General features: G+C 69.4%; 18 protein-coding genes and 1 rRNA gene. 15 read left to right on the top strand and 4 right to left on the bottom strand.

Annotated elements, in window-relative coordinates; all coding sequences use genetic code 11:
* The first annotated feature begins 346 nt into the window (after window positions 1–346).
* The 5 genes from ACSURM_RS10605 (at window position 347) to ACSURM_RS10585 (ending at window position 4,765) form a co-directional block, all read left to right on the top strand.
* Window positions 347–808, top strand: coding sequence for a hypothetical protein (locus ACSURM_RS10605; protein ID WP_436954747.1), 462 nt, complete (start codon window positions 347–349; stop codon window positions 806–808).
* A complete protein-coding gene (locus ACSURM_RS10600) occupies window positions 805–2,643 on the top strand; it encodes a hypothetical protein (protein WP_436954746.1) in 1,839 nt (612 codons plus the stop codon). Before ACSURM_RS10605 ends, ACSURM_RS10600 begins: the two co-directional genes overlap by 4 nt.
* 99 nt (window positions 2,644–2,742) lie before the next feature.
* Window positions 2,743–3,963, top strand: a complete 1,221-nt coding sequence (locus ACSURM_RS10595; protein ID WP_436954745.1) for a S8 family serine peptidase — start codon at window positions 2,743–2,745, stop codon at window positions 3,961–3,963.
* Window positions 3,964–4,082: 119 nt separating this feature from the next.
* Window positions 4,083–4,424, top strand: a complete 342-nt coding sequence (locus ACSURM_RS10590; protein ID WP_359046356.1) for a WXG100 family type VII secretion target — start codon at window positions 4,083–4,085, stop codon at window positions 4,422–4,424.
* Between the two features lie 38 nt (window positions 4,425–4,462).
* Window positions 4,463–4,765, top strand: a complete 303-nt coding sequence (locus tag ACSURM_RS10585; RefSeq protein WP_189997523.1) for a WXG100 family type VII secretion target — start codon at window positions 4,463–4,465, stop codon at window positions 4,763–4,765.
* A 568-nt stretch (window positions 4,766–5,333) separates the two neighbouring features.
* Here the strand turns inward: ACSURM_RS10585 and eccCa are convergent.
* Entirely contained in the window at window positions 5,334–9,299 is a 3,966-nt protein-coding gene (gene eccCa, locus ACSURM_RS10580; protein WP_436954744.1) for a type VII secretion protein EccCa, read from the bottom strand.
* 396 nt (window positions 9,300–9,695) lie between these two features.
* Here eccCa and eccD point away from each other — a divergent pair, with 396 nt between their 5' ends.
* Window positions 9,696–11,198 carry a type VII secretion integral membrane protein EccD gene (eccD, locus tag ACSURM_RS10575; protein ID WP_436961028.1) on the top strand — a complete coding sequence of 501 codons (1,503 nt, stop codon included), beginning with the start codon at window positions 9,696–9,698 and terminating at the stop codon, window positions 11,196–11,198.
* A gap of 79 nt (window positions 11,199–11,277) precedes the next feature.
* On the opposite strand, the gene ACSURM_RS10570 is transcribed toward eccD, so the two are convergent.
* On the bottom strand, window positions 11,278–11,571 hold the full coding sequence (locus tag ACSURM_RS10570; RefSeq protein WP_030619136.1) for a DUF397 domain-containing protein: 294 nt from the start codon (window positions 11,569–11,571) through the stop codon (window positions 11,278–11,280).
* A gap of 268 nt (window positions 11,572–11,839) precedes the next feature.
* Here ACSURM_RS10570 and rpsO point away from each other — a divergent pair, with 268 nt between their 5' ends.
* The 5 genes from rpsO (at window position 11,840) to ACSURM_RS10545 (ending at window position 17,301) form a co-directional block, all read left to right on the top strand.
* Entirely contained in the window at window positions 11,840–12,130 is a 291-nt protein-coding gene (gene rpsO / locus ACSURM_RS10565; RefSeq protein ID WP_030784803.1) for a 30S ribosomal protein S15, read from the top strand.
* Window positions 12,131–12,460: 330 nt separating this feature from the next.
* Complete coding sequence (locus ACSURM_RS10560) at window positions 12,461–14,680, top strand: polyribonucleotide nucleotidyltransferase (protein ID WP_436954742.1); 2,220 nt, start codon at window positions 12,461–12,463, stop codon at window positions 14,678–14,680.
* Window positions 14,677–16,056: a M16 family metallopeptidase gene (locus ACSURM_RS10555; RefSeq protein ID WP_436954741.1), complete on the top strand. Its 1,380-nt coding sequence runs from the start codon at window positions 14,677–14,679 to the stop codon at window positions 16,054–16,056. The genes ACSURM_RS10560 and ACSURM_RS10555 overlap by 4 nt, the downstream gene beginning before the upstream one ends.
* A 26-nt stretch (window positions 16,057–16,082) precedes the next feature.
* The gene (dapB, locus tag ACSURM_RS10550) at window positions 16,083–16,835 is read left to right on the top strand and encodes a 4-hydroxy-tetrahydrodipicolinate reductase (RefSeq protein ID WP_289972429.1); all 753 of its coding nucleotides are present in this window, start codon (window positions 16,083–16,085) and stop codon (window positions 16,833–16,835) included.
* A 13-nt stretch (window positions 16,836–16,848) separates the two neighbouring features.
* Complete coding sequence (locus tag ACSURM_RS10545; protein WP_436954740.1) at window positions 16,849–17,301, top strand: tetratricopeptide repeat protein; 453 nt, start codon at window positions 16,849–16,851, stop codon at window positions 17,299–17,301.
* A 129-nt stretch (window positions 17,302–17,430) separates the two neighbouring features.
* On the opposite strand, the gene ACSURM_RS10540 is transcribed toward ACSURM_RS10545, so the two are convergent.
* Window positions 17,431–17,985, bottom strand: a complete 555-nt coding sequence (locus ACSURM_RS10540; protein WP_436954739.1) for a hypothetical protein — start codon at window positions 17,983–17,985, stop codon at window positions 17,431–17,433.
* 104 nt (window positions 17,986–18,089) lie between these two features.
* Complete coding sequence (locus tag ACSURM_RS10535) at window positions 18,090–18,326, bottom strand: hypothetical protein (RefSeq protein WP_436954738.1); 237 nt, start codon at window positions 18,324–18,326, stop codon at window positions 18,090–18,092.
* Window positions 18,327–18,514: 188 nt separating this feature from the next.
* Between ACSURM_RS10535 and thyX the strand changes: the two genes are divergently transcribed.
* The 4 genes from thyX (at window position 18,515) to ACSURM_RS10515 (ending at window position 24,226) form a co-directional block, all read left to right on the top strand.
* Window positions 18,515–19,252 (top strand): FAD-dependent thymidylate synthase, encoded by a 738-nt coding sequence (gene thyX, locus ACSURM_RS10530; RefSeq protein ID WP_436954737.1) that lies wholly within the window; start codon window positions 18,515–18,517, stop codon window positions 19,250–19,252.
* Between the two features lie 211 nt (window positions 19,253–19,463).
* Window positions 19,464–20,363 carry a 4-hydroxy-tetrahydrodipicolinate synthase gene (gene dapA, locus ACSURM_RS10525; RefSeq protein ID WP_436954736.1) on the top strand — a complete coding sequence of 300 codons (900 nt, stop codon included), beginning with the start codon at window positions 19,464–19,466 and terminating at the stop codon, window positions 20,361–20,363.
* A 160-nt stretch (window positions 20,364–20,523) separates the two neighbouring features.
* On the top strand, window positions 20,524–22,209 hold the full coding sequence (locus ACSURM_RS10520; RefSeq protein ID WP_289972424.1) for a ribonuclease J: 1,686 nt from the start codon (window positions 20,524–20,526) through the stop codon (window positions 22,207–22,209).
* Between the two features lie 490 nt (window positions 22,210–22,699).
* Window positions 22,700–24,226: ribosomal RNA gene (locus ACSURM_RS10515) — 16S ribosomal RNA — on the top strand.
* Window positions 24,227–24,340: the final 114 nt, after the last annotated feature.

Here is a 24,340-nt window from a genome sequence, read left to right as displayed (position 1 = left end):
TGTGCGACCTGTCGGTCGTGAAAATTCGGCGGAGGGCGCTGCTCAGGGGCATCGTTCCGGGGTTGCCGAGTTCCGCTCCGGGCCACTCGGACAGCTTCGGCCACCACGCGCGTGTGAAGCTTCTGCGTAGAAAACGAAACCCTTCTGTCGTTATTGACCGCCTTGTCGGTATCCGGTGGCTCATGAGTCGGTCACTTCGGGACAGCTTCGCAACTGAACCGTCGAGAAGTTCAGTTGGCCGACATTTCGGCAGTGACTACAGTGGTCCGCGACGGACCGGTGGTGCGGCCGGGTGCCGGCCCGGTCCGTCCAGCTCTACCAACGGGGAAACGGGGAAGGGGTCGCGGTGGGCGACGGTGGCGGCTCGGGCATGAGGCGTGGCATCGATGCGCTGAGTAAGTTCAAGAAGGATGTCGACAAAGCGCTGAGGGCCTTCGAGGGTGCTCCCGGCAGTCCGTCCAGGCTCGCGGAGCACACGCTCAGTGCCAGCTCCTTCGGCGGGTCGAACATCCCGTTCCACGAAGCGACCGAACTGCACTCCAAGTACGAGCAGGTGCACGAGCGCCTTACCTCGCTATCGCAGAACCTCGGCCTGCAGATCGAGGCGTTGACGCTCGCGGCGCACGCGGCCGACGTCACGTACGACGGCACCGAGGAAGAGGTGCGGCGCCGTTTCTGGGCGATCCACTCCCACCTCGATGAGGAACACCGGACGGCGACGCAGAAGGACGATCCCGCTGAGCAGCAGCGGGGCCACGCCGGTGAGTACGGTGGCGGCAAGGGATCCCTGGGGGGCGATCTCCAATGAGTGACAACTGGCAGCAGAAGCCTGAGTACAAGACCGATGTCGAGCAGGCCAACCGTCAGGTCGCCGCCGTCAACGGGATCAGCCGTCTGCAGAACGTTTTCCGGGGCACGCCGATGGGGTCGGCGCTGTCCTTGGGCAGGACCGACTTCGAGGACCACGATCTCAACGCGATGATCGACCTGGTCCAGCACGGCAAACCTGAGGACCTGGAGGCGGCCAGCAAGGCGCTCTGGGACGCCCGGAAGGCCATCCACGACGCCGCGACGGACCTGGAGACGAACCTCAAGGGCGTCGACTGGGAAGGCGAGGGAGCACAGCAGTTCCACTCGTGGACCAGCGGCCTCATCGGCTGGACCAAGGGCCTCGCCACCTTCGCCGATATCGCCGCCACGGAGATCTCCGCCGCCGCCACGGGGCTGGCCTCCGTGCGCAACTCCATGCCGCCCCGGGACACCCGGCCCGCGAGCGAACAGAAGCGGCCCAAGGACCTGCCCAAGGCCAAGCAGGTCGACGGCGACCCGGACTACGCCGCAGCGCTCAAGGTCGAGAAGGACCGGCAAGAGGCGATCAACCAGGTGAACCGGTTGGCCTCGTTCTATTCGGTGTCCGCGGCGGGGCTGGGGGTGGCGCTGGATGCCGATCCGAAGCCGTACAAGCCGATTCCGGATGTGGGGGTGCCGAAGCCTTCCGGGAGAATCACGGGTCCTACGCCGGGCCATGCGGGATCCTTCGTGCCGCCTTCTCTGCGTGACGGCGTAGCGAGCAGCCATGGAGGCGCCACGGGGGGGCATGCCGAGCCGGCTACCCCGCGCGGAACAGGAACCGGTGGTCACGTACCGCCTCTCCGAGAAGTGCACGACCCCGGCGTGCCCTCCGGCCACGAGGTCGGTACGGAGATCAACACCACGACCACCCTGCCCCCGCAGGTACCCACCGCTCCGGCCCCCGGTTCTCCGACGCCCACTGTGCCGTCGGCCAATGGCGGAGGACCGATCCCGCCACTGCCCACCGGGCCGATGGGGCCTCCCGTCACGCCGACCGGTCGTACCCCCGGCTACAGGCCGGGCGGCCCTCCCCCGGTGACCGCGCAGGGGCGTACCGGCCCCACGGGTGCCGGAACCGGCCGAGTGCCGCAGGGGCCGGCGGGTCAGCCGGGGCGTACCGTCTCGACCGGGCGTGTCCCGCAGGGGCCGGTGAGCCAGGCCGGGCGACCCGCCCCGGGCGCCCGTGGACCGCAGGGCCCTATGGGGCAGCCCGCCCGTGCCATGGGACACCCGTCGCCGACGGGTCAGCCGGGTGCACGTGGGCCCGTCCAGTCCGGGCGTACCGCGGCAGGACGCCCCGTCACCGGAGGCACGCCGAGGACGACCGGAACCCCCGGAGGACGTCCGGGAACAACCGGCCCCACCGGTCCGGCGCGCAACGGCGTCGTGGGCGGCAAGCCCGTCACGGGTCGTACGTCCGGAAGCACGGCCAATCCCCGTGTCCCGCGCGGTATGGTCGTCGGCGCCGAGGAACCGGCCTCCGCCGCACCGGCGAAGGGCGCTTACGGCCAGCGTGGAGTCGTGGGCGCCCCTACGGCCAAGCCGCAACCCGGTGTGGGGCAGGCCGTACTGCGGTCGGCGAGCAATCCCGAGGGTGTCATCGGCGCGACGCGCAACGCCACCGGATCCCCGCTCAAGGGCTCCGAGCCCGGCGCCGCGGGGCTGGGTCGTGGTGCGGTCGGCGGTCGACAGGCTCCGGCCGGTGAGACCGGTCGCGCTGGCGGACCTGCTTCGACGGAACAGCACCGCTCGTCGCAGCAGCGGCGTGACGAGTCTCAGAAGAGCGACTGAACACGAGCGAGGACGTACACAGGCATGAAGCCAGGGACCGGCCGACGCGGCACGAGGACCGCCTTCTTCACGAGGCGGAACGCGAGACGGCTGTCTGCTGTGTGCTCGGTACTGGGCACGCTGGTGATCGCGTCGGCGGGCCTGGCCCCCGGAGCCGCGGCTGCGGAGGATGTTCAGTCCAAGCAGTGGTATCTGGACGCGATGGGCGCCGACGAGATCTGGGAGCACAGCACGGGCAAAGGGGTGAAGGTCGCTGTCGTCGACACTGGCGTGAATCCGGATACACCTTCCCTCAAGGGGCAGGTGCTGGTCGACGAGGTCCCAAAGGCCGCGAAGTACCACGTCACCCAGGACTATGACGGCCATGGCACATCGATGGCCGAAATCATCGCCGGTACTGGGGCTGGCGGAGGGATCAAGGGCCTTGCTCCCCAAGCGAAAATCATTCCGATTCGTGTGGGACTCGATCAGCTGAAGGACCAGGACGAGCGGGCGAAGTCTCTTACCTCTGCCAAGGCGATCAGAATTGCCGCCGACACGGACGCCAAGATCATCAACTTGTCCATCGGAAGCGAGTACTACGAATCCGAGGAGGAGGACGCCGTCAAGTACGCGGCCTCCAAAGGTAAGTTGGTTTTTGCCGGCACGGGCAATGAGGGGAACAAGGGGAACAAGCCCAGCTATCCTGCCGCGTACCCGTATGCCATCGGTGTCGCGGCCATTGACAAGACCGGCACGGTCGGCAAGTTCTCCAACTACGGAAACCTGGCGGACCTCGCGGCACCGGGGCTCAACATCCCGGGCTGGTGCGACACCTCGTTCACCAAGTACTGCAGCACCGAGGGCACCAGTAACGCCACCGCCATCGCCTCCGCCTCCGCAGCCCTGGTCTGGTCCGCGCACCCCGACTGGACGGCCAACCAGGTCCTCCGCTCGCTCATCGACACTGCCCTTCGTAAGTGGCCCAAGGCTGAGCCCAGCAAGTACCTCGGCTACGGTGCTGTCCGTCCCCGGCGGGTGCTGATCAACAAGGGCATCAACCCGGGCCCGGCCAACAGGGATCCCCTGGCCGCCGAGAACGGGACGGACCCGGACGAGGACATCACGGCCACCGTGAGTCCTTCGACCGCGCCCTCCGGGTCGTCGTCGAAGCCGACGGACAAGACCGACCCGGCCAGCGGTCCCACCTCCGCTGCCGCCGCCAAGGACACCGATTCCGGTAGCGGCACCCAGACCTGGGTGATCATCGGTGCCGTAGCCGCCGTACTCGTCATCGGAGGCGCCGGTTTCGCCGTGCTGCGCGCACGCCGTAACGCCTGAGCGGTCTCCCGCATACCTGCTCATTCGCCGAGTGAGCAGAGACCCACTTGCCGTCAGTGCTGACGCCCGTCATATGACTCAGCGTTCGGCAAGGTCAGTTCACAGAGAAAGGCATGGATATGGCGACGCAGCGCCAGAAGGTAAGTGACAAGGACATCATCGTCCTCGAAAAGGAGCTTCTGCACCGTTTCGAGGGCATCAAGGGTCAGCTGAAGGAGCTGCAGGCCCTGATCGACAGCCTCGAAGGCAACTGGAAGGGTATCGGCGCGGGCGCGTTCAACGCGAAGCAGACCGAGATCAACGAGCGCATGGTCCGTATCGGCAACATCCTCGCCAAGTTCATCGAGGCCATGAGCACCACCCGGAAGATCAAGGACGGTACGGAGGACGAGGTCCGTTCGCAGGTCCAGAGCATCGACGTCAACGTCGGCGGCTCGACCTCGGCCCTGTCCAGCTACTGATCCCCGCCAGGTCACCACTTCTCAGCAACGGAGCAATCATGGGCGTCAACAACAGCGGCGAGCTCGAGGTTTCCTACGGCAGTCTCGACCAGACGGCCACCCAGCTGGCCAACCACGCGCGGCGGCTCGAAGAGGGCCTCGAGGCCATCAAGCAGAAGGTCGCCGGCGTCGCCAGCATGTGGGAGGGCGAGGCCCACAACGCGTACACCGAGCAGCAGGCCGCCTGGGACCGCGAGGCTCAGGGCATCCACGAGGCCCTGGTCCAGATCGGCAAGGTCGTGCACGCGGCCGGCGGTGACTACCAGGGCGGCGACCGCAAGGCCGCCAGCTACTTCATGTAGGCGACACCGGCACGGCAGAGCGAAAGGGTGGGCACGCACGGGAGGTGCCCACCCTCTGTCGTACCGGACGGACGGGCGCGACGAAATGCGTGCCGCACAGGGCGCGAGTGTGCTCACCGAGGACGGCTGGGCGAACGTCCCATGGCACGGCGGCGGGTAGGCCCGTACACCCCTGATCACCGCCCTTGACGACGCGCTGGCCCCCGCGGGCTGCGCGCTCGACGCGACGCCCCCGATGAACCAACCCCTGGCCGCCTTACGTACCGCCATGGGCCACTCCCCGGCCGGGGAGCCGACTCTCCCCGGAGCCGATCGGCCTCCCTGCACTTCACCTGGGCGGTCTCCCACGATCTGCCCCCGGCGTCGTACCTCTCCTCTCCCCGCCCCGCCCCGGTCCAGTCGGGCGGTGCTGTCGAACAGAGACCTCGGCCGGTGACCGGTCCGTCCAGGCATGGGGTGTCACCCCCGCTGCAAGACAGAGCACGCGCTCCCGTGGAACGCCGGATCCCGGCAGTCGTGCGACTGCCGGGATCCGGGATGTGCTTGGTGCCGCGGGTCGGGAAGCGCCTCAGTACTCCACTTCCACCAACCCCGTCTGAACCAGCGGCTTGCCCCGCTTGCGGGAGACGAAGACGCCGCGGCCCGGTGGCATCGGGCGGTGGCGGACGCCGCCGAGGATGTCGCCCTCGGCCGGGTCGCCGGCCAGGACCAGGCCCTGGGCGCCGAGTTCCTTCATGCGCTGCATGAACGGCTCGTACGAGGCCCGGCCCGCGCCCGCGGAGGAGCGGGCGATGATGAAGCGGACGCCGACGTCGCGGGCGAACGGCAGCATCTCCGTCAGTCCGCTGAGCGGGTTGCCGCTGGACGTGGAGACCAGGTCGTAGTCGTCGATGACGACGAACACCTGCGGCCCCCGCCACCAGCTGCGGTCCCGCAGCTGCTGCGGCGTGACGTCCGCCGTCGGCGTGCGGCGCTGCATCAGGTCGGCCAGCGCCGCCATGTGGTGGTCCATCTGGCTGGACATCGGGATGTACTCCGCCAGGTGCGACGCGGGCGTCACGTCCAGCAGGGCGCGGCGGTTGTCGACGACGAAGAACTTCGCCTCGTCGCCGCCGTACCGCAGCGACAGCTGCCGGATCAGCAGCCGCAGCAGGTTGGACTTGCCGGACTCGCTCTCGCCGAAGATCAGGAAGAACGGGTCCTGGTCGAAGTCCACGAACACCGGCTCCAGGTTCTCCTCGTCCAGCGCGAACGCGACGCCCCGCCGCGGGAACCGGTCGCCCGGAGGCAACTCGGCCGCGTCCAGCCGGCGCGGCAGCAGCCGTACCTTGGGGGCGCCCGGCGCCTGCCAGTGCCGCCCGACCTCCGTGGTCAGCGCGGCCGTGGCCTCGGCCAGGTCCGTGTCGGAGGTGAGGCCGTCGATCCGCGGCACCGCCGCCATGAAGTGCAGCTTCTGCGGGGACAGACCGCGGCCGGGGACGCCCGCGGGCACGTTCGCCGCCACCTTGCGGTCGATCTCCGAGTCCATCACGTCGCCCAGGCGCAGCTCCAGGCGGTTCATCAGGTGGTCCTTGAGGTTGGCGCGGACCTCCATCGAGCGGGACGCCGTGATGACGAGGTGGATGCCGTAGCCGAGGCCGCGCGCGGCGATGTCCAGCACCGCCGGTTCCAGGCCCTCGTAGTCCGTACGGAAGTTGCCCCAGCCGTCGATGACCAGGAAGACGTCGCCCCAGGGCTGGTCGGTGACCGAGATGTCGCCGCGGGCGCGCCGCGCGCGGTAGTCGGCGATCGAGGCGATGCCGGCCGTGCGGAAGTACTCCTCGCGGCGGGTGAGGACGCCGTACACCTCGGAGACCGTACGGCGCACCCGCTCCGGGTCCAGCCGGGAGGCGATCCCGCCGACGTGCGGCAGGCCGTCCACCGCGGCCATGCCGCCGCCACCGAAGTCGAGGCCGTAGAACTGCACCTCGTGCGGGGTGTGGGTGAGCGCGAAGGCGCAGATCAGGGTGCGCAGCAGGGTGGACTTGCCGGACTGCGGGCCGCCGATGACCTGCATGTGGCCGGCCGCGCCCGAGAAGTCCAGCATGAGGCGGTCGCGGCGCTGCTCGTACGGCTTGTCGACCAGGCCGGCCGGGACCACCAGGCGGCCCGCGCCCTCGTAGTCCGGCTGGGTCAGGCCGCGGCCCGGCACCGCCGTCAGGCCCGGCAGCAGCGCGTCCAGCGCGGGCGGGCTCTCCAGCGGCGGCAGCCACACCTGGTGGGCCGCCGGGCCCTGCGCCTCCAGCCGGCGCACGATCACGTCGAGGACGGTGTCGGCCAGGGCCTCGTCCACCTCGGGCTCGGAGTCGGTGCGCTGCTGCGGGATCGCGGTGTACCGCACCGGCACCTCGGTGGCCGTGAACAGCACCGGGCGGCGGTCCACCGGGAGCGGCCCGCCGGGCAGGGCCGTCTGCCGGCCCCCGGAGCGGTACACGCCCGAGACGTAGGCGGCCTTGAACCGGACCATCTCGTCCGTGCCGTACTTCAGGAAGCCGGAGCCGGGGACGTTCGGCAGTTCGTAGGCGTCGGGGACGCCGAGCGCGGCGCGGGACTCGGCGGCGGAGAAGGTGCGCAGACCGATCCGGTACGACAGGTAGGTCTCCAGGCCGCGCAGCCGGCCCTCCTCCAGGCGCTGCGAGGCCAGCAGCAGGTGCACGCCCAGCGAACGGCCGATGCGGCCGATCTGCACGAACATCTCGATGAAGTCGGGCTTGGCGGTCAGCAGCTCGCTGAACTCGTCGATCACCAGCACCAGGGACGGGATCGGCTGGAGCGGGGCACCGGCCGCGCGGGCCTTCTCGTAGTCGTGGATGTTGGCGTAGTTGCCCGCGTCGCGCAGCAGTTCCTGGCGGCGGTTCAGCTCGCCGCGGATGGAGTCGCCCATGCGGTCGACCAGGGTCAGGTCGTCCGCGAGGTTGGTGATGACCGCCGCCACGTGCGGCATCTGCGCCATGCCGGCGAAGGTCGCGCCGCCCTTGAAGTCGGCGAGGACGAAGTTCAGCGTTTCCGAGGAGTGGGTGACCGCGAGGCCCAGCACCAGGGTGCGCAGCAGCTCCGACTTGCCGGAACCGGTCGCGCCGACGCACAGGCCGTGCGGGCCCATGCCCTCCTGCGCGGCCTCCTTCAGGTCCAGCATCACGGGCCGGCCGTCCTCGCCGAGACCGATCGGCACCCGCAGGCGTTCGGCGAGCGCGCGCGGGCGCCAGGTCCGCTTGGTGTCGACGGAGGCCGCGTCGCCGAGGCCCAGCAGGTCGGTGAACTCCAGGTTGGCCAGCAGCGGCTCGTCGTCGTCGCCGCCGGAGGCCATGCGCAGCGGCGCCAGCTGCCGGGCCAGCGCCTCGGCGGACTCGTAGGACAGCGCGTCCGGGCTGCCCTCGTACACCTCGCCGTGCCCGGACTCCAGGCGCAGCAGGCCGGGCTGGACGACGATGGACAGGTCGCCGCCCGCCGTGGTCAGCTCGCCCGGCACCACCTCCAGGACCGTGACGCCCTGCAGGCCCTCCGGGTTCGCCAGCACCGAGTCCGGCAGCAGGGACAGGTCGTCCAGGACGAGCACGATGTGCGGCTCGTCCAGCAGCGGCGCGGCGGCGGGGTGGAAGCGCGGCCGGCCGGTCAGCCGCGTGGCCAGCAGGTCCTCCAGCTCGCGCGGGTCGGAGCCGATCAGCCGGCGGGAACCCGCGCCGTCCACCGTGCCGGACGCCTGGGCGTGCGGCAGCCACTTCACCCAGTCCCAGTGCGCCAGCGCCTCCCGGCCCGCGGCCACCGCGATGACCAGGTCCTGCGGGGAGTGCAGCGAGGCCAGCGAGCCGACCAGGGCGCGGGCCGAGGCCCGTACGGACCGCGACTCGCCGCTGACCGTGACGTGGTAGAAGGCGCGCAGCGAGACCGCCATCGGCAGGTCGCCGACGGTGCCGTGCGTGGCGAGGAAGCGCTGCATCGCGCCCGCGGTCAGCGGCTCCAGTTGCTCGACCGGCCCCGTCTCCGGGGCGATGAGCGGGGACGCCAGCGGCTGCGCGCCCAGCCCGATGCGGACGTGCGCGAAGTCCTCGTCGCCGGGCCGCCGCTCCCACACCCGGCTGCCCTCGGCGACCAGTGCCCACAGCTGCTCGGGGGAGGGGTGCAGGTAGTACTGCGCGTCCCGCTGCTTGCGCGCGGTGGCCACGGCGGACCTGCGGGTCTGCGACAGATAGCTGAGGTAGTCGCGGCGCATGTCGGCCAGCTGGCCCTGCGAGCCGCGGCGGAAGCGGACCACCATCGCGACGGACATGGCCACCGTCGAGGCGATCATGATCATGCCCATGATCTTCATGAACGGCTGGCCGTTCGTGAAGAAGAAGACCACCGAGCCGCCCATGCCCAGCGTGGGCAGGAGCTGCATCAGCACGCTCTCCTGATGCCCCCGCGGCAATTCGGGCGGTGGCTGGACAACGACCTCTTCCGTGGGCACTTCGGACGGAAGCGCCCTAGGGGGGCGCTTGACGACAATCTGGCTCACCGCTCACCAATTCCCTTGCCCGACCCAGGCTTTCCGCCCGCCGCCCCGTGTCCGGCGGGCGCGGGCCGCCGCGTGATCCTACTGAGTTCACGCGGGGCGGGTGGGCGGTAGGGTGCCGGATGTTCGCGTGAGCACACGCCGAAGAGGCCGGATATACCGGGACGAACTCCTCGATGAAGAGGCGGGAGGACCCCGGAATCCGGTCCTGCGGCACCCGGGTCGCCGCGCACCGGGCAAACCGGCACGGGACCTTCACGACATAGCCGCACCACCACCACCGAACACGACACAGCACCAGCACGAGCACCAGCACTGAGTACGACACAGCGCCAGCACCACCGCTGAGCACGACACAGACGCATCACCACCACCACTGAGGGGGAGCAGCAGGTGAGCATGACGGCCGCCGCCACCGGCGGACCCGGGACGGGAGCCCCTTCCGGGTCCGGCACCGGACTCGGCTTCTGCCGGGTCACCATCGTCGCGCCGGACAGCCGTATCGACGTGGCCCTGCCCGACGACGTCCCGGTCGCCGACCTCTACCCGGAGATCCTCCGGCTGTCCCAGCAGAGTCCCGCGGCCGGCGCCCCGGTCGGCTACCACCTCGTCCGCACCGACGGCACCGTGCTGGACAGCGCCCGGTCCTTCGCCGCCCAGCGCATCCTCGACGGCGAACTGCTCACCCTGCGCCCGTTCGCCGAGTCCCTGCCGCCGGCCGTCTTCGACGACGTCGCCGAGGCCGTGGCCTCCTCCGTCACCAAGCGGCACAAGCTGTGGAGCGGCGACCTGACCCGGGCCGCCGGGCTCGTCGGCGGCGGTGTGCTGCCCGCGCTGCTCGCGTTCGTCGCCTGGACCGCCGACCCGCGCCACGACATGCACGGCCTGGCCGGCATCCTCGCCGCCGTCACCGGCGTCCTCCTGGTCGTGCTCTCCGCCGTCCGCGCCCGCGTCTACGACGACCGCGGCTCGGCCGTCGCCCTCGGCCTCGGCGCGCTGCCCAACATCGGCGTCGCCGGCAGCGGACTGCTGCCGCTGAGCGCCGGCGAGGGCATCGGCAGACTCCAGTTCCTGCTGGCGTGCGCGGCCGTCCTCGTCGCCGCCCTCGTCCTCGCCCTGTGCTCACCCCACGGCGACGGCCCCTTCGTCGCCTTCGTCTTCGCCTCCGCGGTCGCCCTGGTCGCCGTCTTCATCGCGACCCTCACCGACTGGGCCCCCCGGGAAACCGCCGCCCTGTGCGCCCCGGTCGCCGTCTGCGCCCTCGCCTTCCTGCCCGGCATGTCCATGCGGTTCGCCCGGCTGCCGATCGGCTTCGAGAACCCCAGCGGCGGTACCGCCCCCCGCCCCGCCTACGGCAACGAGCCCGCCGCCCAGGAGCCGGTGGACACCGAGCGCATCGAGGCGCAGGCCCGGCGCGGCCACGAACTCCTCGTCGGCATGGTCGGCGGCTGCGCGCTGCTCGCCGTCGGCGCCACGGCCGTGCTCGGCTTCTCCGACGACGTCTGGGCCCAGCTGCTCGCCCTCGCCACCGGCATCGCCATGCTCATGCGTGCCGGCATGTTCCGCTACACCGCCCAGGTCGCCCCCGTGCTCGCCGCCGGCCTCACCTGCCTGGTGCTGCTCGGCCTCGGCCTCGCCCTCAACCCGCCGCAGCACGTCATGCGCGCCGCGCTGGCCGGCGACCGCACCGACCTCGACATCCGCACCATCTGGCTGATCGCGGCCATCGCCCTGGCCACGGCCCTGGTGACGGCCCTCGGCCTGATCCTGCCGCGCGGCGGCCCGACCCCCTTCTGGGGCCGCTTCCTGGAGATCTCGGAGGGCTTCGTCCTGCTCACCCTGATCCCGCTCGCCCTGGCCGTCTTCGACGTCTACGCCAAGGCCCGCGCCATGACCAGCTGACGGGGTCGACGGGTTCGACGGGTTCGCGACACGGAAAAGGGGCGGCACGCGCGCGTGCCGCCCCTTCCTGCTGTGCCGCTCACTGCACGTCCAGGCCCCCGTTGTGCGCCATCGGCTTCAGATCGAACTCCCCGTCGCGCGCCCCCAGCACGAACGCGGTCCACTCCGCCTCCGTGTAGCGCAGTACGGTGTCCGGGTCGAGGGAGGACCGCATCGCCACCGCGCCACCGGGCAGGTACGCGATCTCGACCCGCTCCTCGTGCTCCTCCGTACCCGGCGCGCAGTGCCACTCCACGCCCGAGATGTCGAGCGCGTACAGCTCGTCCCGCTCGCGCTCCTTGCGCGCCTTCATCTCCGCTTCCGTTTCCGCCATCTGCGGCGACCCCTTCCCGAGGTAGGTACGATCCCGGGGCTCACCCTAGTGGCGCACGCCACCGCGCCGGCGGCGTTCGCCGCCCTGGCGTAAGCCGCCCGCCATCGCCTGGTACCCTGAGTGACGGCCGTTTGTGTACGCGCCCCCGGAACCGTTCGCTGTTCTGGAGGCCGCGCCCAGCGGATCCCCGCCTCCCGAGTAACGGAAGCTCCCCCGAGATGTAGACCGGGGGCACTCGGTGGCCACTCACACACCATGAGGAGTACGCGTGTCGCTCGACGCCGCTACGAAGAAGCAGATCATCGCCGAGTTCGGTACCAAGGAGGGTGACACCGGCTCCCCCGAGGTCCAGGTCGCTCTGCTCTCCCGTCGGATCTCCGACCTGACGGAGCACCTCAAGACCCACAAGCACGACCACCACTCCCGCCGTGGCCTGCTGATCCTGGTCGGCCAGCGCCGCCGGCTGCTGCAGTACCTGGCGAAGAAGGACATCCAGCGCTTCCGTGCGCTGGTCGACCGCCTCGGCATCCGCCGCGGTGCGGCCGGCGGCGCCAAGTAAGTCGCCATGAGGGGAGCGGTTCCCGACGCCTCGGGGACCGCTCCCTTTGCCGTATGCGGGGCTGAGCCGCGCACACGGTGACCACGGTCGTACACGTGGAAACGTGCGGAGTGTCACTCACGCTTTGTAGTGTGGTAGCACAACGCACCGCGTAGAAGACAGAACGAGGAGAAGCGCACCCAGTCGCCGCCGGTCCTCGGTAGTGGCCCCCGGGGAAAACGCCCCGGGTGCTTCGATCGAAGACCGGCCCGCACCGCACGGAGCGCCTCTCCACACGCCGTCCCCCTGCCACACGGGCAGGCACAGGACGAAGACGAGGAGAAAACGCTAGTGGAGAACGAGACCCACTACGCCGAAGCCGTCATCGACAACGGCCCCTTCGGCACCCGCACCATCCGCTTCGAGACGGGCCGCCTGGCCAAGCAGGCCGCCGGCTCCGCCGTGGCGTACCTGGACGACGACACCATGGTGCTGTCGGCCACCACCGCCTCCAAGAACCCCAAGGACCAGCTCGACTTCTTCCCCCTCACGGTGGACGTCGAGGAGCGGATGTACGCCGCCGGCAAGATCCCCGGCAGCTTCTTCCGCCGTGAGGGCCGGCCGTCCGAGGACGCCATCCTCACCTGCCGCCTCATCGACCGCCCGCTGCGCCCGTCCTTCAAGAAGGGCCTGCGCAACGAGATCCAGGTCGTCGCCACGATCATGGCCCTCAACCCCGACCACCTGTACGACGTCGTGGCGATCAACGCCGCGTCCGCGTCCACGCAGCTGGCCGGCCTGCCCTTCTCCGGCCCGATCGGCGGCGTCCGCGTCGCGCTGATCAGCGGCCAGTGGGTCGCCTTCCCGACCCACACCGAGCTGGAGGACGCCGTCTTCGACATGGTCGTCGCCGGCCGGGTCCTGGAGGACGGCGACGTCGCGATCATGATGGTCGAGGCCGAGGCCACCGAGAAGACCATCAAGCTGGTCGAGGGCGGCGCCGAGGCGCCGACCGAGGAGGTCGTCGCCGCCGGTCTCGAGGCCGCCAAGCCCTTCATCAAGGTGCTGTGCCGCGCCCAGGCCGACCTCGCCGCCAAGGCCGCCAAGCCGACCGCCGAGTTCCCGATCTTCCTGGACTACCAGGACGACGTGTTCGAGGCCCTGACCGCGGCCGTCCGCCCCGAGCTGGCCCAGGCGCTCACCATCGCCGGCAAGCAGGAGCGCGAGGCCGAGCTGGACCGCGTCAAGGCGCTCGCCGCCGAGAAGCTCCTGCCGGAGTTCGAGGGCCGCGAGAAGGAGATCTCCGCCGCGTACCGCTCGCTCACCAAGCAGCTGGTCCGCGAGCGCGTGATCAAGGAGAAGAAGCGCATCGACGGCCGTGGGCTGACGGACATCCGCACCCTGGCCGCCGAGGTAGAGGCCATCCCGCGGGTCCACGGCTCCGCGGTGTTCGAGCGTGGCGAGACCCAGATCCTGGGCGTCACCACCCTGAACATGCTCCGCATGGAGCAGCAGCTGGACACCCTCTCCCCGGTGACCCGCAAGCGCTACATGCACAACTACAACTTCCCGCCGTACTCCACCGGCGAGACCGGCCGCGTCGGCTCCCCGAAGCGCCGCGAGATCGGCCACGGCGCCCTCGCCGAGCGCGCCCTGGTGCCGGTCCTGCCGGCGCGCGAGGAGTTCCCGTACGCGATCCGCCAGGTGTCCGAGGCGCTCAGCTCGAACGGCTCGACGTCCATGGGCTCGGTCTGCGCCTCCACCATGTCGCTGCTGAACGCCGGTGTGCCGCTCAAGGCCCCGGTCGCCGGCATCGCCATGGGCCTGATCTCCCAGGAGATCGAGGGCGAGACGCACTACGTCACCCTCACCGACATCCTCGGTGCGGAGGACGCCTTCGGCGACATGGACTTCAAGGTCGCCGGCACCAAGGAGTTCGTGACCGCCCTCCAGCTCGACACCAAGCTGGACGGCATCCCGGCCTCCGTCCTGGGCGCCGCCCTCAAGCAGGCCCGCGACGCGCGTCTCCACATCCTCGACGTGATGATGGAGGCCATCGACCGGCCCGACGAGATGTCCCCGAACGCTCCGCGGATCATCACCGTGAAGATCCCGGTGGACAAGATCGGCGAGGTCATCGGCCCCAAGGGCAAGATGATCAACCAGATCCAGGAGGACACGGGCGCCGAGATCACCATCGAGGACGACGGCACGATCTACATCGGTGCCGCCGACGGTCCCTCGGCGGAGGCCGCCCGCGCCACGATCAACGGCATCGCCAACCCGACGATGCCCGAGGTCGGCGAGCGCTACCTGGGCACGGTCGTCAAGACCACCACCTTCGGCGCGTTCGTCTCCCTGCTGCCCGGCAAGGACGGTCTGCTGCACATCTCGCAGATCCGCAAGCTCGCCGGCGGCAAGCGCGTGGAGAACGTCGAGGACGTCCTCGGCGTGGGCCAGAAGGTCCAGGTCGAGATCGCCGAGATCGACTCCCGCGGCAAGCTCTCCCTCATCCCGGTGATCGAGGGCGAAGAAGGCGACGAGAACGCGAAGGACGACGCCGAGCAGTGACGTCCCGTAGCTCCAAGGCGACGGCCCGCCCCTCTTCGGAGGCGCGGGCCGTCGCCCGTACCCAAACCCTCATCCAGGGCGCCGGCGGCATCGGCACGGTCCGCAAGACCACCCTCCCGGGCGGCCTGCGCATCGTCACCGAGACGCTGCCCTCGGTCCGCTCCGCGACCTTCGGCATCTGGGCCCACGTCGGCTCCCGCGACGAGACCCCGTCCCTGAACGGCGCCACGCACTACCTGGAGCACCTGCTCTTCAAGGGCACGGCCCGGCGCAGCGCGCTCGACATCTCCGCCGCGCTCGACGCGGTCGGCGGCGAGATGAACGCGTTCACGGCCAAGGAGTACACGTGCTACTACGCGCGCGTGCTCGACACCGACCTGCCGCTGGCCATCGACGTGGTCTGCGACATGCTGACCGGCTCGCTCATCCTCGAAGAGGACGTCGACGTCGAACGCGGCGCGATCCTCGAAGAGATCGCCATGACCGAGGACGACCCCGGCGACTGCGTGCACGACCTGTTCGCGCACACGATGTTCGGTGACAACGCCCTCGGCCGCCCGGTCCTCGGCACGGTCGACACGGTCAACGCCCTCACCGCCGACCGCATCCGCCGCTTCTACAAGAAGCACTACGACCCGACCCACCTCGTGGTCGCCTGCGCCGGCAACATCGACCACGCCAAGGTCGTCCGCCAGGTCCGCGCGGCCTTCGAGAAGGCCGGCGCCCTGAAGAACCCGCAGGCGCGGCCCATCGCCCCGCGCGACGGCCGCCGTACGATCCGCACCTCCGGCAAGGTCGAACTGCTCGGCCGCAAGACCGAGCAGGCGCACGTCGTCCTCGGCATGCCCGGCCTCGCCCGCTCCGACGACCGCCGCTGGGCCATGGGCGTGCTCAACACCGCCCTCGGCGGCGGCATGTCCTCCCGCCTCTTCCAGGAGGTCCGGGAGAAGCGCGGCCTCGCCTACAGCGTGTACTCGTACACCTCCGGCTTCGCCGACTGCGGACTGTTCGGTGTCTACGCCGGCTGCCGGCCCAGCCAGGTCCACGACGTGCTGCGGATCTGCCGCGACGAACTCGACCAGGTGGCGCGCGACGGCCTCTCGGACGACGAGATCGCCCGCGCCATCGGCCAGCTGCGGGGCTCCACCGTCCTCGGCCTGGAGGACACCGGCGCGCTGATGAACCGCATCGGCAAGAGCGAGTTGTGCTGGGGCGAGCAGATGTCCGTCGACGACATGCTGGCGAAGATAGCCGCAGTCACCCCGGACGAGGTCCGTTCGGTCGCCCGCGACATCCTGGGACAGCGTCCGTCGCTGTCGGTCATCGGCCCGCTCAAGGACAAGCAGGCCGCCCGGCTGCACGACGCGGTCGCCTGAAACACCACCGGTTAGGAAGCAGGAACATGAGCAAGCTGCGCGTGGCGGTCCTCGGCGCCAAGGGCCGGATCGGATCCGAGGCGGTCAAGGCGGTCGAGGCCGCCGAGGACATGGAACTGGTCGCCGCCCTCGGCCGGGGCGACAAGCTGGAGACGCTGGCCGAGACCGGCGCCCAGGTCGCGGTCGAGCTGACCACCCCCGCCTCGGTCATGGGCAACCTCGACTTCTGCGTGCGCCACGGCATCCACGCGGTCGTCGGGACCACCGGCTGGACCGACGAGCGCCTCGCGCAGCTGAAGGGCTGGCTCGACCGGTCCCCGGAGACCGGCGTGCTCATCGCGCCGAACTTCTCCATCGGCGCCGTGCTCACCATGAAGTTCGCGCAGCTGGCCGCGCCGTACTTCGAGTCGGTCGAGGTGGTCGAACTGCACCACCCGAACAAGGTGGACGCCCCCTCCGGCACCGCCACGCGCACCGCCCAGCTCATCGCCGAGGCCCGCCGGGCGGCCGGCACCGCCCCGGCCCCGGACGCCACCGCCACCGCCCTCGACGGCGCCCGGGGCGCCAGCGTGGACGGCGTCCCCGTGCACGCCGTACGGCTGCGCGGCCTGCTCGCCCACCAGGAGGTGCTGCTCGGCGGCGAGGGGGAGACCCTGACCGTCCGGCACGACTCGCTGCACCACAGCAGCTTCATGCCGGGCATCCTGCTCGGCGCCCGCCGCGTGGTGACCACTCCGGGCCTCACCTTCGGCCTGGAGCACTTCCTGGACCTGAGCTGAGCCCGAACACGTCATGCGCGCGAAGATCACCTACCTCGTCACGGCCGCCGTCCTGGTCTTCTACTTCGTCCTGGTCGGCAGCCGTGGCGTGATGCTCATCCAGACCGGCACGCTCATCACCGTCACCTTCGGCGTGGCGGTGCTGATCCTGCCGGTCATCGGCCTGTGGTTCCTGTGGAAGAACACCGAGTTCGTCCGCAAGGCCAACCAGCTGGCCGCCGAACTGGAGGCCGAGGGCGGCCTGCCGGTGGACGAGCTGAGACGCCTGCCCAGCGGCCGGATCGACCGTGACTCGGCCGACGAGGTCTTCGCCAGGCGCAAGGCCGAGACGGAGACGTCCCCCGGCGACTGGCGCTGCTGGTTCCGCCTCGCCGTCGCCTACCACGACGCCCGCGACACCCCGCGGGCCCGCAAGGCGATGCAGCGGGCCATCGCCCTGCACGACGGAAAGCCCGTACGGGCCTGACACGGGCCCTGTGGCGCCCGGCCGTACCCGCGGGCGCCACCGCCCACCCATCGAGCCGCCCCGGGGCCCCTGCGAGCCTTCGGGGCGGTCAGCCGCGCCGGCACCGCGCCCCCGACGGCTCCGGGGGGCTCAGCCGCGCCCGCACTCCGCCGCCCACGCCTCCACCGTGTCCGCCGCCCGGTCGAAGGCCATCGGCCGGCCCAGGAAGTCCAGGGTGTGCGTGGTCAGCAGCGGCGGGGTGTCGTCCGGCGGCAGGTCCGTGCGGACGAGGGCCAGCGCCTGCCCCTGCACCGTGCGCGGCATCCCCAGCCAGCGCACCGGCCGCTGCACCGTCCGCACCGACACCACCCGCTCCCACGGCAGCGTCCGCGTCAGCAGGAAACCGGTCCGGCGCAGCCCGCGCCGGCTCACCCACACCCCCACGCGCAACAGCCGCAGCGCGCCCGCGATGATCAGCAGACCCGCGACGAGCACCGCCACCGCGCTGGGCACCGAGCCGGTCAGCGCGGTGAGCACCGAGCCGAACAGCATGAACGAGGCGAGCAGCAGCCACAGGGCGGCCAGCCCCACCCGCCAGGGCCCGGGCCGGTAGGGGCGCCGCCAGCGGTCCGGGTCGTCATGGGGCAGCGCGCTCTCGGCTGCCGTCTCGAAGCTGCGGTCGGCTGTCAGAAAGGGCAGGGGCACGGCTGGTCCTCACTCGGTCCTCGCGGGGGCTGTGCCCGGTGAGGCTATCCGGCCGGGTGTGCGCCCACCAGCCGTGCGCGTCCGGAAGGGGCGGCGCCCCGCGCTCAGCGCTCCTGGGACGCCTGGGACTGCTGAGCGGGCGCGTCGGAGGGCGTGGAGAGCGCGGGCATGCCGGCTATCAGGGCCCCGACGATCCCGGCGACCAGGGTGAGGCCCAGCAGCCAGCGCCCGGCCAGCTCGCCGAAGGACGCCCGCTGACGGGGCGGAGGGGTCACATTGCTGCGGAACCTGTCCGCCTCGGCCAGGAAGGCGAAGGGTACGGGCTCTCGCCGACGAAGCATCGCGGCTGACGCTCCTTTCGGGGATCGAAGATCGAACGGGCACGCTTCACCGGTAAGGACGTCCGAGTGACGCAAAAGGTGCCCCATGTCCGGAAAAAATCGCAGGGAAGGTCACTTTCGTTCGCGGCCGAGTCCCCCCGTACAGTGGGCGCGAACCTCAAGCAGCAGTGGGAAGGACCTGTCCAACCGTGACCCGCACCCCCGATGAGCCGAAGATCGACCTGCGCAGTGATGTCACCGTCGAACTGGTCAAGCACAGCGCGACGGACTCCGACGTGCTCTTCGCCGCCCGTGTGTCGACCTTGGGGGAGCAGTCCCTGGACGAGCTGAACAAGGACCCCGACCGCTCCAAGGGCCTGATCAACTACCTGATGCGCGACCGGCACGGCAGCCCGTTCGAGCACAACTCGATGACCTTCTTCATCAGCGCCCCGATCTTCGTCTTCCGCGAGTTCATGCGGCACCGCGTCGGCTGGTCGTACAACGAGGAGTCCGGCCGCTACCGCGAGCTCCAGCCGGTCTTCTACGTCCCCGACGCCGGCCGCAAGCTGGTCCAGGAGGGCCGCCCGGGCAAGTACGTCTTCGTGGAGGGCACCGAGGAGCAGCACGCCCTGGCCGGACAGGCCATGGAGGACGCGTACCGCCAGGCCTACGCCGCCTACCAGGAGATGCTCGCCCAGGGCATCGCCCGCGAGGTCGCCCGCTCGGTCCTCCCCGTCGGCCTCTACTCCTCGATGTACGCCACCTGCAACGCGCGCTCCCTGATGCACTTCCTCGGCCTGCGCACCCAGCACGAGCTGGCCAAGGTGCCCTCCTTCCCGCAGCGGGAGATCGAGATGGTGGGCGAGAAGATGGAGGCGGAGTGGGCGAAGCTCATGCCGCTGACGTACGCCGCCTTCAACGCGAACGGACGTGTGGCCCCGTAGCGAAGCTTTGTTCCCGCACCGGGAACGGGCGTACGGACCAGCCTGGCGAAGTGTCCGTATTGCGGCATTTAGAGAAGTTCATCTAGCCTGATCAAACGGACCCGGCACTGCTTGAACCCCCGAGCAGGCAGTGCCGGGATCCATCTTTGTCCTGACTTTCCCGACACCCCGAGAGCAGACCCCGCAGCGCGCACCGAGTAGCGTGTCACCTATGGCTCCGACCTCGACTCCGCAGACCCCCTTCGGGCGGGTCCTCACCGCCATGGTCACGCCTTTCACGGCGGACGGCGCACTCGACCTCGACGGCGCGCAGCGGCTCGCCGCCCACCTGGTGGACGCAGGCAACGACGGCCTGATCGTCAACGGCACCACCGGCGAGTCCCCGACCACCAGCGACGCGGAGAAATCGGACCTGGTACGAGCCGTCCTGGAGGCCGTCGGCGACCGCGCCCACGTCGTCGCCGGCGTCGGAACCAACGACACCCACCACAGCGTCGAGCTGGCCCGCGAGGCCGAGCGCGTCGGCGCCCACGGACTGCTGGTCGTCACGCCGTACTACAACAAGCCCCCGCAGGAGGGCCTGTACCGGCACTTCACGACCGTCGCCGACGCCACCGGCCTGCCGGTCATGCTCTACGACATCCCCGGCCGCAGCGGCGTCCCGATCAGCACCGAGACCCTGGTCCGGCTCGCGGAGCACCCCCGGATCGTCGCCAACAAGGACGCCAAGGGCGACCTCGGCCGCGCCAGCTGGGCCATCGCGCGGTCCGGCCTCGCCTGGTACTCCGGCGACGACATGCTGAACCTCCCGCTGCTCTCGGTCGGCGCGGTCGGCTTCGTCTCGGTCGTCGGCCACCTGGTCACCCCCGACCTGCGCGCCCTGGTGGACGCGTTCGTCTCCGGCGACGTCGTCAAGGCCACCGAGATCCACCAGAAGCTGCTGCCGGTCTACACCGGCATGTTCCGCACCCAGGGCGTCATGACCACCAAGGCCGCGCTCGCCCTCCAGGGCCTGCCCGCCGGACCGCTGCGCTCGCCCATGGTCGAGTGCTCCGCCGAGGAGATCGCCCAGCTCAAGATCGATCTTGCTGCCGGCGGGGTACAGCTCTGATTAAAGACTTGGCACCACAGCACGGGCTTCACAACTGAATCGACAACCGCAGACGCAGGCCACCGGTGCCTGCACCCCACACAAACAACTGCTTCTGCACGAACGTCACGCGCGCCACGTGCCCGACCGGTACGTGGCGCGCGTGTTTGAGGAGAGTCTTTTGAGTCATCCGCATCCTGAACTCGGCCCGCCCCCGCCGCTCCCCGAAGGCGGCCTGCGGGTCACCCCGCTCGGCGGCCTCGGCGAAATCGGCCGGAACATGACGGTGTTCGAGTACGGCGGCCGCCTGTTGATCGTCGACTGCGGAGTGCTCTTCCCCGAGGAGGAGCAACCCGGAATCGACCTGATCCTGCCGGACTTCTCGTCCATCAGGGACCGCCTCGACGACATCGAGGGCATCGTCCTCACCCACGGTCACGAGGACCACATCGGCGGTGTCCCGTTCCTGCTCCGCGAGAAGCCGGACATCCCGCTGATCGGCTCCAAGCTCACGCTCGCCCTGATCGAGGCGAAGCTCCAGGAGCACCGGATCCGCCCGTACACCCTGGAGGTGGCGGAGGGGGACCGCGAGCGCGTCGGCCCCTTCGACTGCGAGTTCGTCGCCGTCAACCACTCCATCCCGGACGCCCTGGCCGTCGCCATCCGCACCCCCGCCGGCATGGTGGTGCACACCGGCGACTTCAAGATGGACCAGCTCCCGCTGGACAACCGCCTCACCGACCTGCACGCGTTCGCGCGGCTGAGCGAAGAGGGCATCGACCTCCTCCTCAGCGACTCCACGAACGCCGAGGTCCCGGGCTTCACCCCGCACGAGCGCGACATCTCCAACGTCCTGCGGCAGGTCTTCGCCGGCGCCCGCAAGCGGATCATCGTGGCGAGTTTCGCCAGCCATGTCCACCGCATCCAGCAGATTCTGGACGCGGCGCACGAGTACGGCCGCCGGGTCGCCTTCGTCGGCCGCTCCATGGTCCGCAACATGGGCATCGCCCGCGATCTGGGCTATCTGAAGGTCCCGGCGGGCCTGGTGGTCGACGTCCGGGCGCTGGACGACCTGCCTGACGAAGAAGTGGTCCTGGTCTGCACGGGTTCCCAGGGCGAGCCGATGGCGGCCCTGTCCCGCATGGCCAACCGCGACCACCAGATCCGCATCGTGGAGGGTGACACGGTCATCCTCGCCTCCTCGCTGATCCCGGGGAACGAGAACGCGGTCTACCGCGTGATCAACGGCCTGACCCGCTGGGGCGCCAACGTCGTCCACAAGGGCAACGCCAAGGTGCATGTCTCCGGCCACGCGTCCGCGGGCGAGCTGCTGTACTTCTACAACATCTGCCGCCCGAGAAACCTGATGCCGGTCCACGGCGAATGGCGCCACCTGCGGGCCAACGCCGAGCTGGGCGCCCTGACCGGCGTCCCGCACGACCGGATCGTCATCGCCGAGGACGGCGTGGCGGTCGACCTGGTCGGGGGCAAGGCCAAGATCTCCGGCAAGGTCCAGGCCGGTTACGTCTACGTCGACGGCCTCTCGGTCGGCGATGTGGGCGAGCCGGCGCTGAAGGACCGCAAGATCCTCGGCGACGAGGGCATCATCTCGGTCTTCGTCGTCATCGACGCCTCCACCGGCAAGATCACCGGGGGCCCGCACATCCAGGCCCGTGGCTCCGGCATCGAGGACTCCGCGTTCGCCGACGTCCTCCCGAAGATCACGGACTCCCTGGAGCGGTCCGCCCAGGACGGCGTGGTGGAGCCCCACCAGCTCCAGCAGCTGGTCCGCCGGACCCTCGGCAAGTGGGTCTCGGACACCTACCGCCGCAGGCCGATGATCCTCCCGGTGGTCGTGGAGGTCTGACGCCCCGTCGGCACTGACCTGGAGCGGGGCGCCCCGATTTGCATCGGGGCGCCCCGCTCCAGTACGTTTACGGCTCCGCCCACCCGGGAACCCCAGCACTTCACGTGCCGGACATGGTTGCCCGGAGCGGGTGGGAAAACCGGCTCAGAACTTCTGATAAAGTCGGTACCGCCGGAAAGGGAAACGCGAGAGCGAGAACCTGGAAAGCACCGAGGAAATCGGATCGAGAAAAGATCTGATAGAGTCGGAAACGCAAGACCGAAGGGAAGCGCCCGGAGGAAAGCCCGAGAGGGTGAGTACAAAGGAAGCGACCGTTCCTTGAGAACTCAACAGCGTGCCAAAAGTCAACGCCAGATATGTTGATACCCCGTCTCCAGCATCCGCTGGGACGAGGTTCCTTTGAAAAAACACAGCGAGGACGCTGTGTGCGAGAGGACTATTCCTCCTCTCGCACCGCTCTCGTGATGTGTCACCGGATTACCGGTAAACATTCACGGAGAGTTTGATCCTGGCTCAGGACGAACGCTGGCGGCGTGCTTAACACATGCAAGTCGAACGATGAACCTCCTTCGGGAGGGGATTAGTGGCGAACGGGTGAGTAACACGTGGGCAATCTGCCCTGCACTCTGGGACAAGCCCTGGAAACGGGGTCTAATACCGGATATGAGCCTGGGAGGCATCTCCCGGGTTGTAAAGCTCCGGCGGTGCAGGATGAGCCCGCGGCCTATCAGCTTGTTGGTGAGGTAACGGCTCACCAAGGCGACGACGGGTAGCCGGCCTGAGAGGGCGACCGGCCACACTGGGACTGAGACACGGCCCAGACTCCTACGGGAGGCAGCAGTGGGGAATATTGCACAATGGGCGAAAGCCTGATGCAGCGACGCCGCGTGAGGGATGACGGCCTTCGGGTTGTAAACCTCTTTCAGCAGGGAAGAAGCGAAAGTGACGGTACCTGCAGAAGAAGCGCCGGCTAACTACGTGCCAGCAGCCGCGGTAATACGTAGGGCGCAAGCGTTGTCCGGAATTATTGGGCGTAAAGAGCTCGTAGGCGGCTTGTCACGTCGGTTGTGAAAGCCCGGGGCTTAACCCCGGGTCTGCAGTCGATACGGGCAGGCTAGAGTTCGGTAGGGGAGATCGGAATTCCTGGTGTAGCGGTGAAATGCGCAGATATCAGGAGGAACACCGGTGGCGAAGGCGGATCTCTGGGCCGATACTGACGCTGAGGAGCGAAAGCGTGGGGAGCGAACAGGATTAGATACCCTGGTAGTCCACGCCGTAAACGGTGGGCACTAGGTGTGGGCAACATTCCACGTTGTCCGTGCCGCAGCTAACGCATTAAGTGCCCCGCCTGGGGAGTACGGCCGCAAGGCTAAAACTCAAAGGAATTGACGGGGGCCCGCACAAGCGGCGGAGCATGTGGCTTAATTCGACGCAACGCGAAGAACCTTACCAAGGCTTGACATACACCGGAAAGCATTAGAGATAGTGCCCCCCTTGTGGTCGGTGTACAGGTGGTGCATGGCTGTCGTCAGCTCGTGTCGTGAGATGTTGGGTTAAGTCCCGCAACGAGCGCAACCCTTGTCCCGTGTTGCCAGCAGGCCCTTGTGGTGCTGGGGACTCACGGGAGACCGCCGGGGTCAACTCGGAGGAAGGTGGGGACGACGTCAAGTCATCATGCCCCTTATGTCTTGGGCTGCACACGTGCTACAATGGCCGGTACAAAGAGCTGCGATACCGTGAGGTGGAGCGAATCTCAAAAAGCCGGTCTCAGTTCGGATTGGGGTCTGCAACTCGACCCCATGAAGTCGGAGTCGCTAGTAATCGCAGATCAGCATTGCTGCGGTGAATACGTTCCCGGGCCTTGTACACACCGCCCGTCACGTCACGAAAGTCGGTAACACCCGAAGCCGGTGGCCCAACCCCTTGTGGGAGGGAGCTGTCGAAGGTGGGACTGGCGATTGGGACGAAGTCGTAACAAGGTAGCCGTACCGGAAGGTGCGGCTGGATCACCTCCTTTCTAAGGAGCATCTAGCTGCCGCAAGGCAGCCAGAGCCACTACGTCGGCGAATGTTCGACGGTGGTCAGCTCATGGGTGGAACGTTGACTACTCGGCACACTTGACCTTCTGGTC

It is taken from the genome of Streptomyces sp. SudanB182_2057, from assembly GCF_964272715.1.
In the GTDB taxonomy this organism is placed as follows: Bacteria; Actinomycetota; Actinomycetes; order Streptomycetales; family Streptomycetaceae; genus Streptomyces; species Streptomyces rubradiris.
Note: the sequence above shows the minus strand (reverse complement) of the source record. Positions and strands in the feature narration are given on the sequence as shown.

Coding starts and splice junctions, on each gene's coding strand:
- ACSURM_RS10570 (WP_030619136.1), bottom strand. CDS start 11,571: ATGGCGGAAACGGAAGCGGAGATGAAGGCGCGCAAGGAGCGCGAGCGG.
- ACSURM_RS10590 (WP_359046356.1), top strand. CDS start 4,083: ATGGCGACGCAGCGCCAGAAGGTAAGTGACAAGGACATCATCGTCCTC.
- dapA (WP_436954736.1), top strand. CDS start 19,464: ATGGCTCCGACCTCGACTCCGCAGACCCCCTTCGGGCGGGTCCTCACC.
- ACSURM_RS10600 (WP_436954746.1), top strand. CDS start 805: ATGAGTGACAACTGGCAGCAGAAGCCTGAGTACAAGACCGATGTCGAG.
- ACSURM_RS10545 (WP_436954740.1), top strand. CDS start 16,849: ATGCGCGCGAAGATCACCTACCTCGTCACGGCCGCCGTCCTGGTCTTC.
- ACSURM_RS10535 (WP_436954738.1), bottom strand. CDS start 18,326: ATGCTTCGTCGGCGAGAGCCCGTACCCTTCGCCTTCCTGGCCGAGGCG.
- dapB (WP_289972429.1), top strand. CDS start 16,083: ATGAGCAAGCTGCGCGTGGCGGTCCTCGGCGCCAAGGGCCGGATCGGA.
- eccD (WP_436961028.1), top strand. CDS start 9,696: ATGACGGCCGCCGCCACCGGCGGACCCGGGACGGGAGCCCCTTCCGGG.
- ACSURM_RS10585 (WP_189997523.1), top strand. CDS start 4,463: ATGGGCGTCAACAACAGCGGCGAGCTCGAGGTTTCCTACGGCAGTCTC.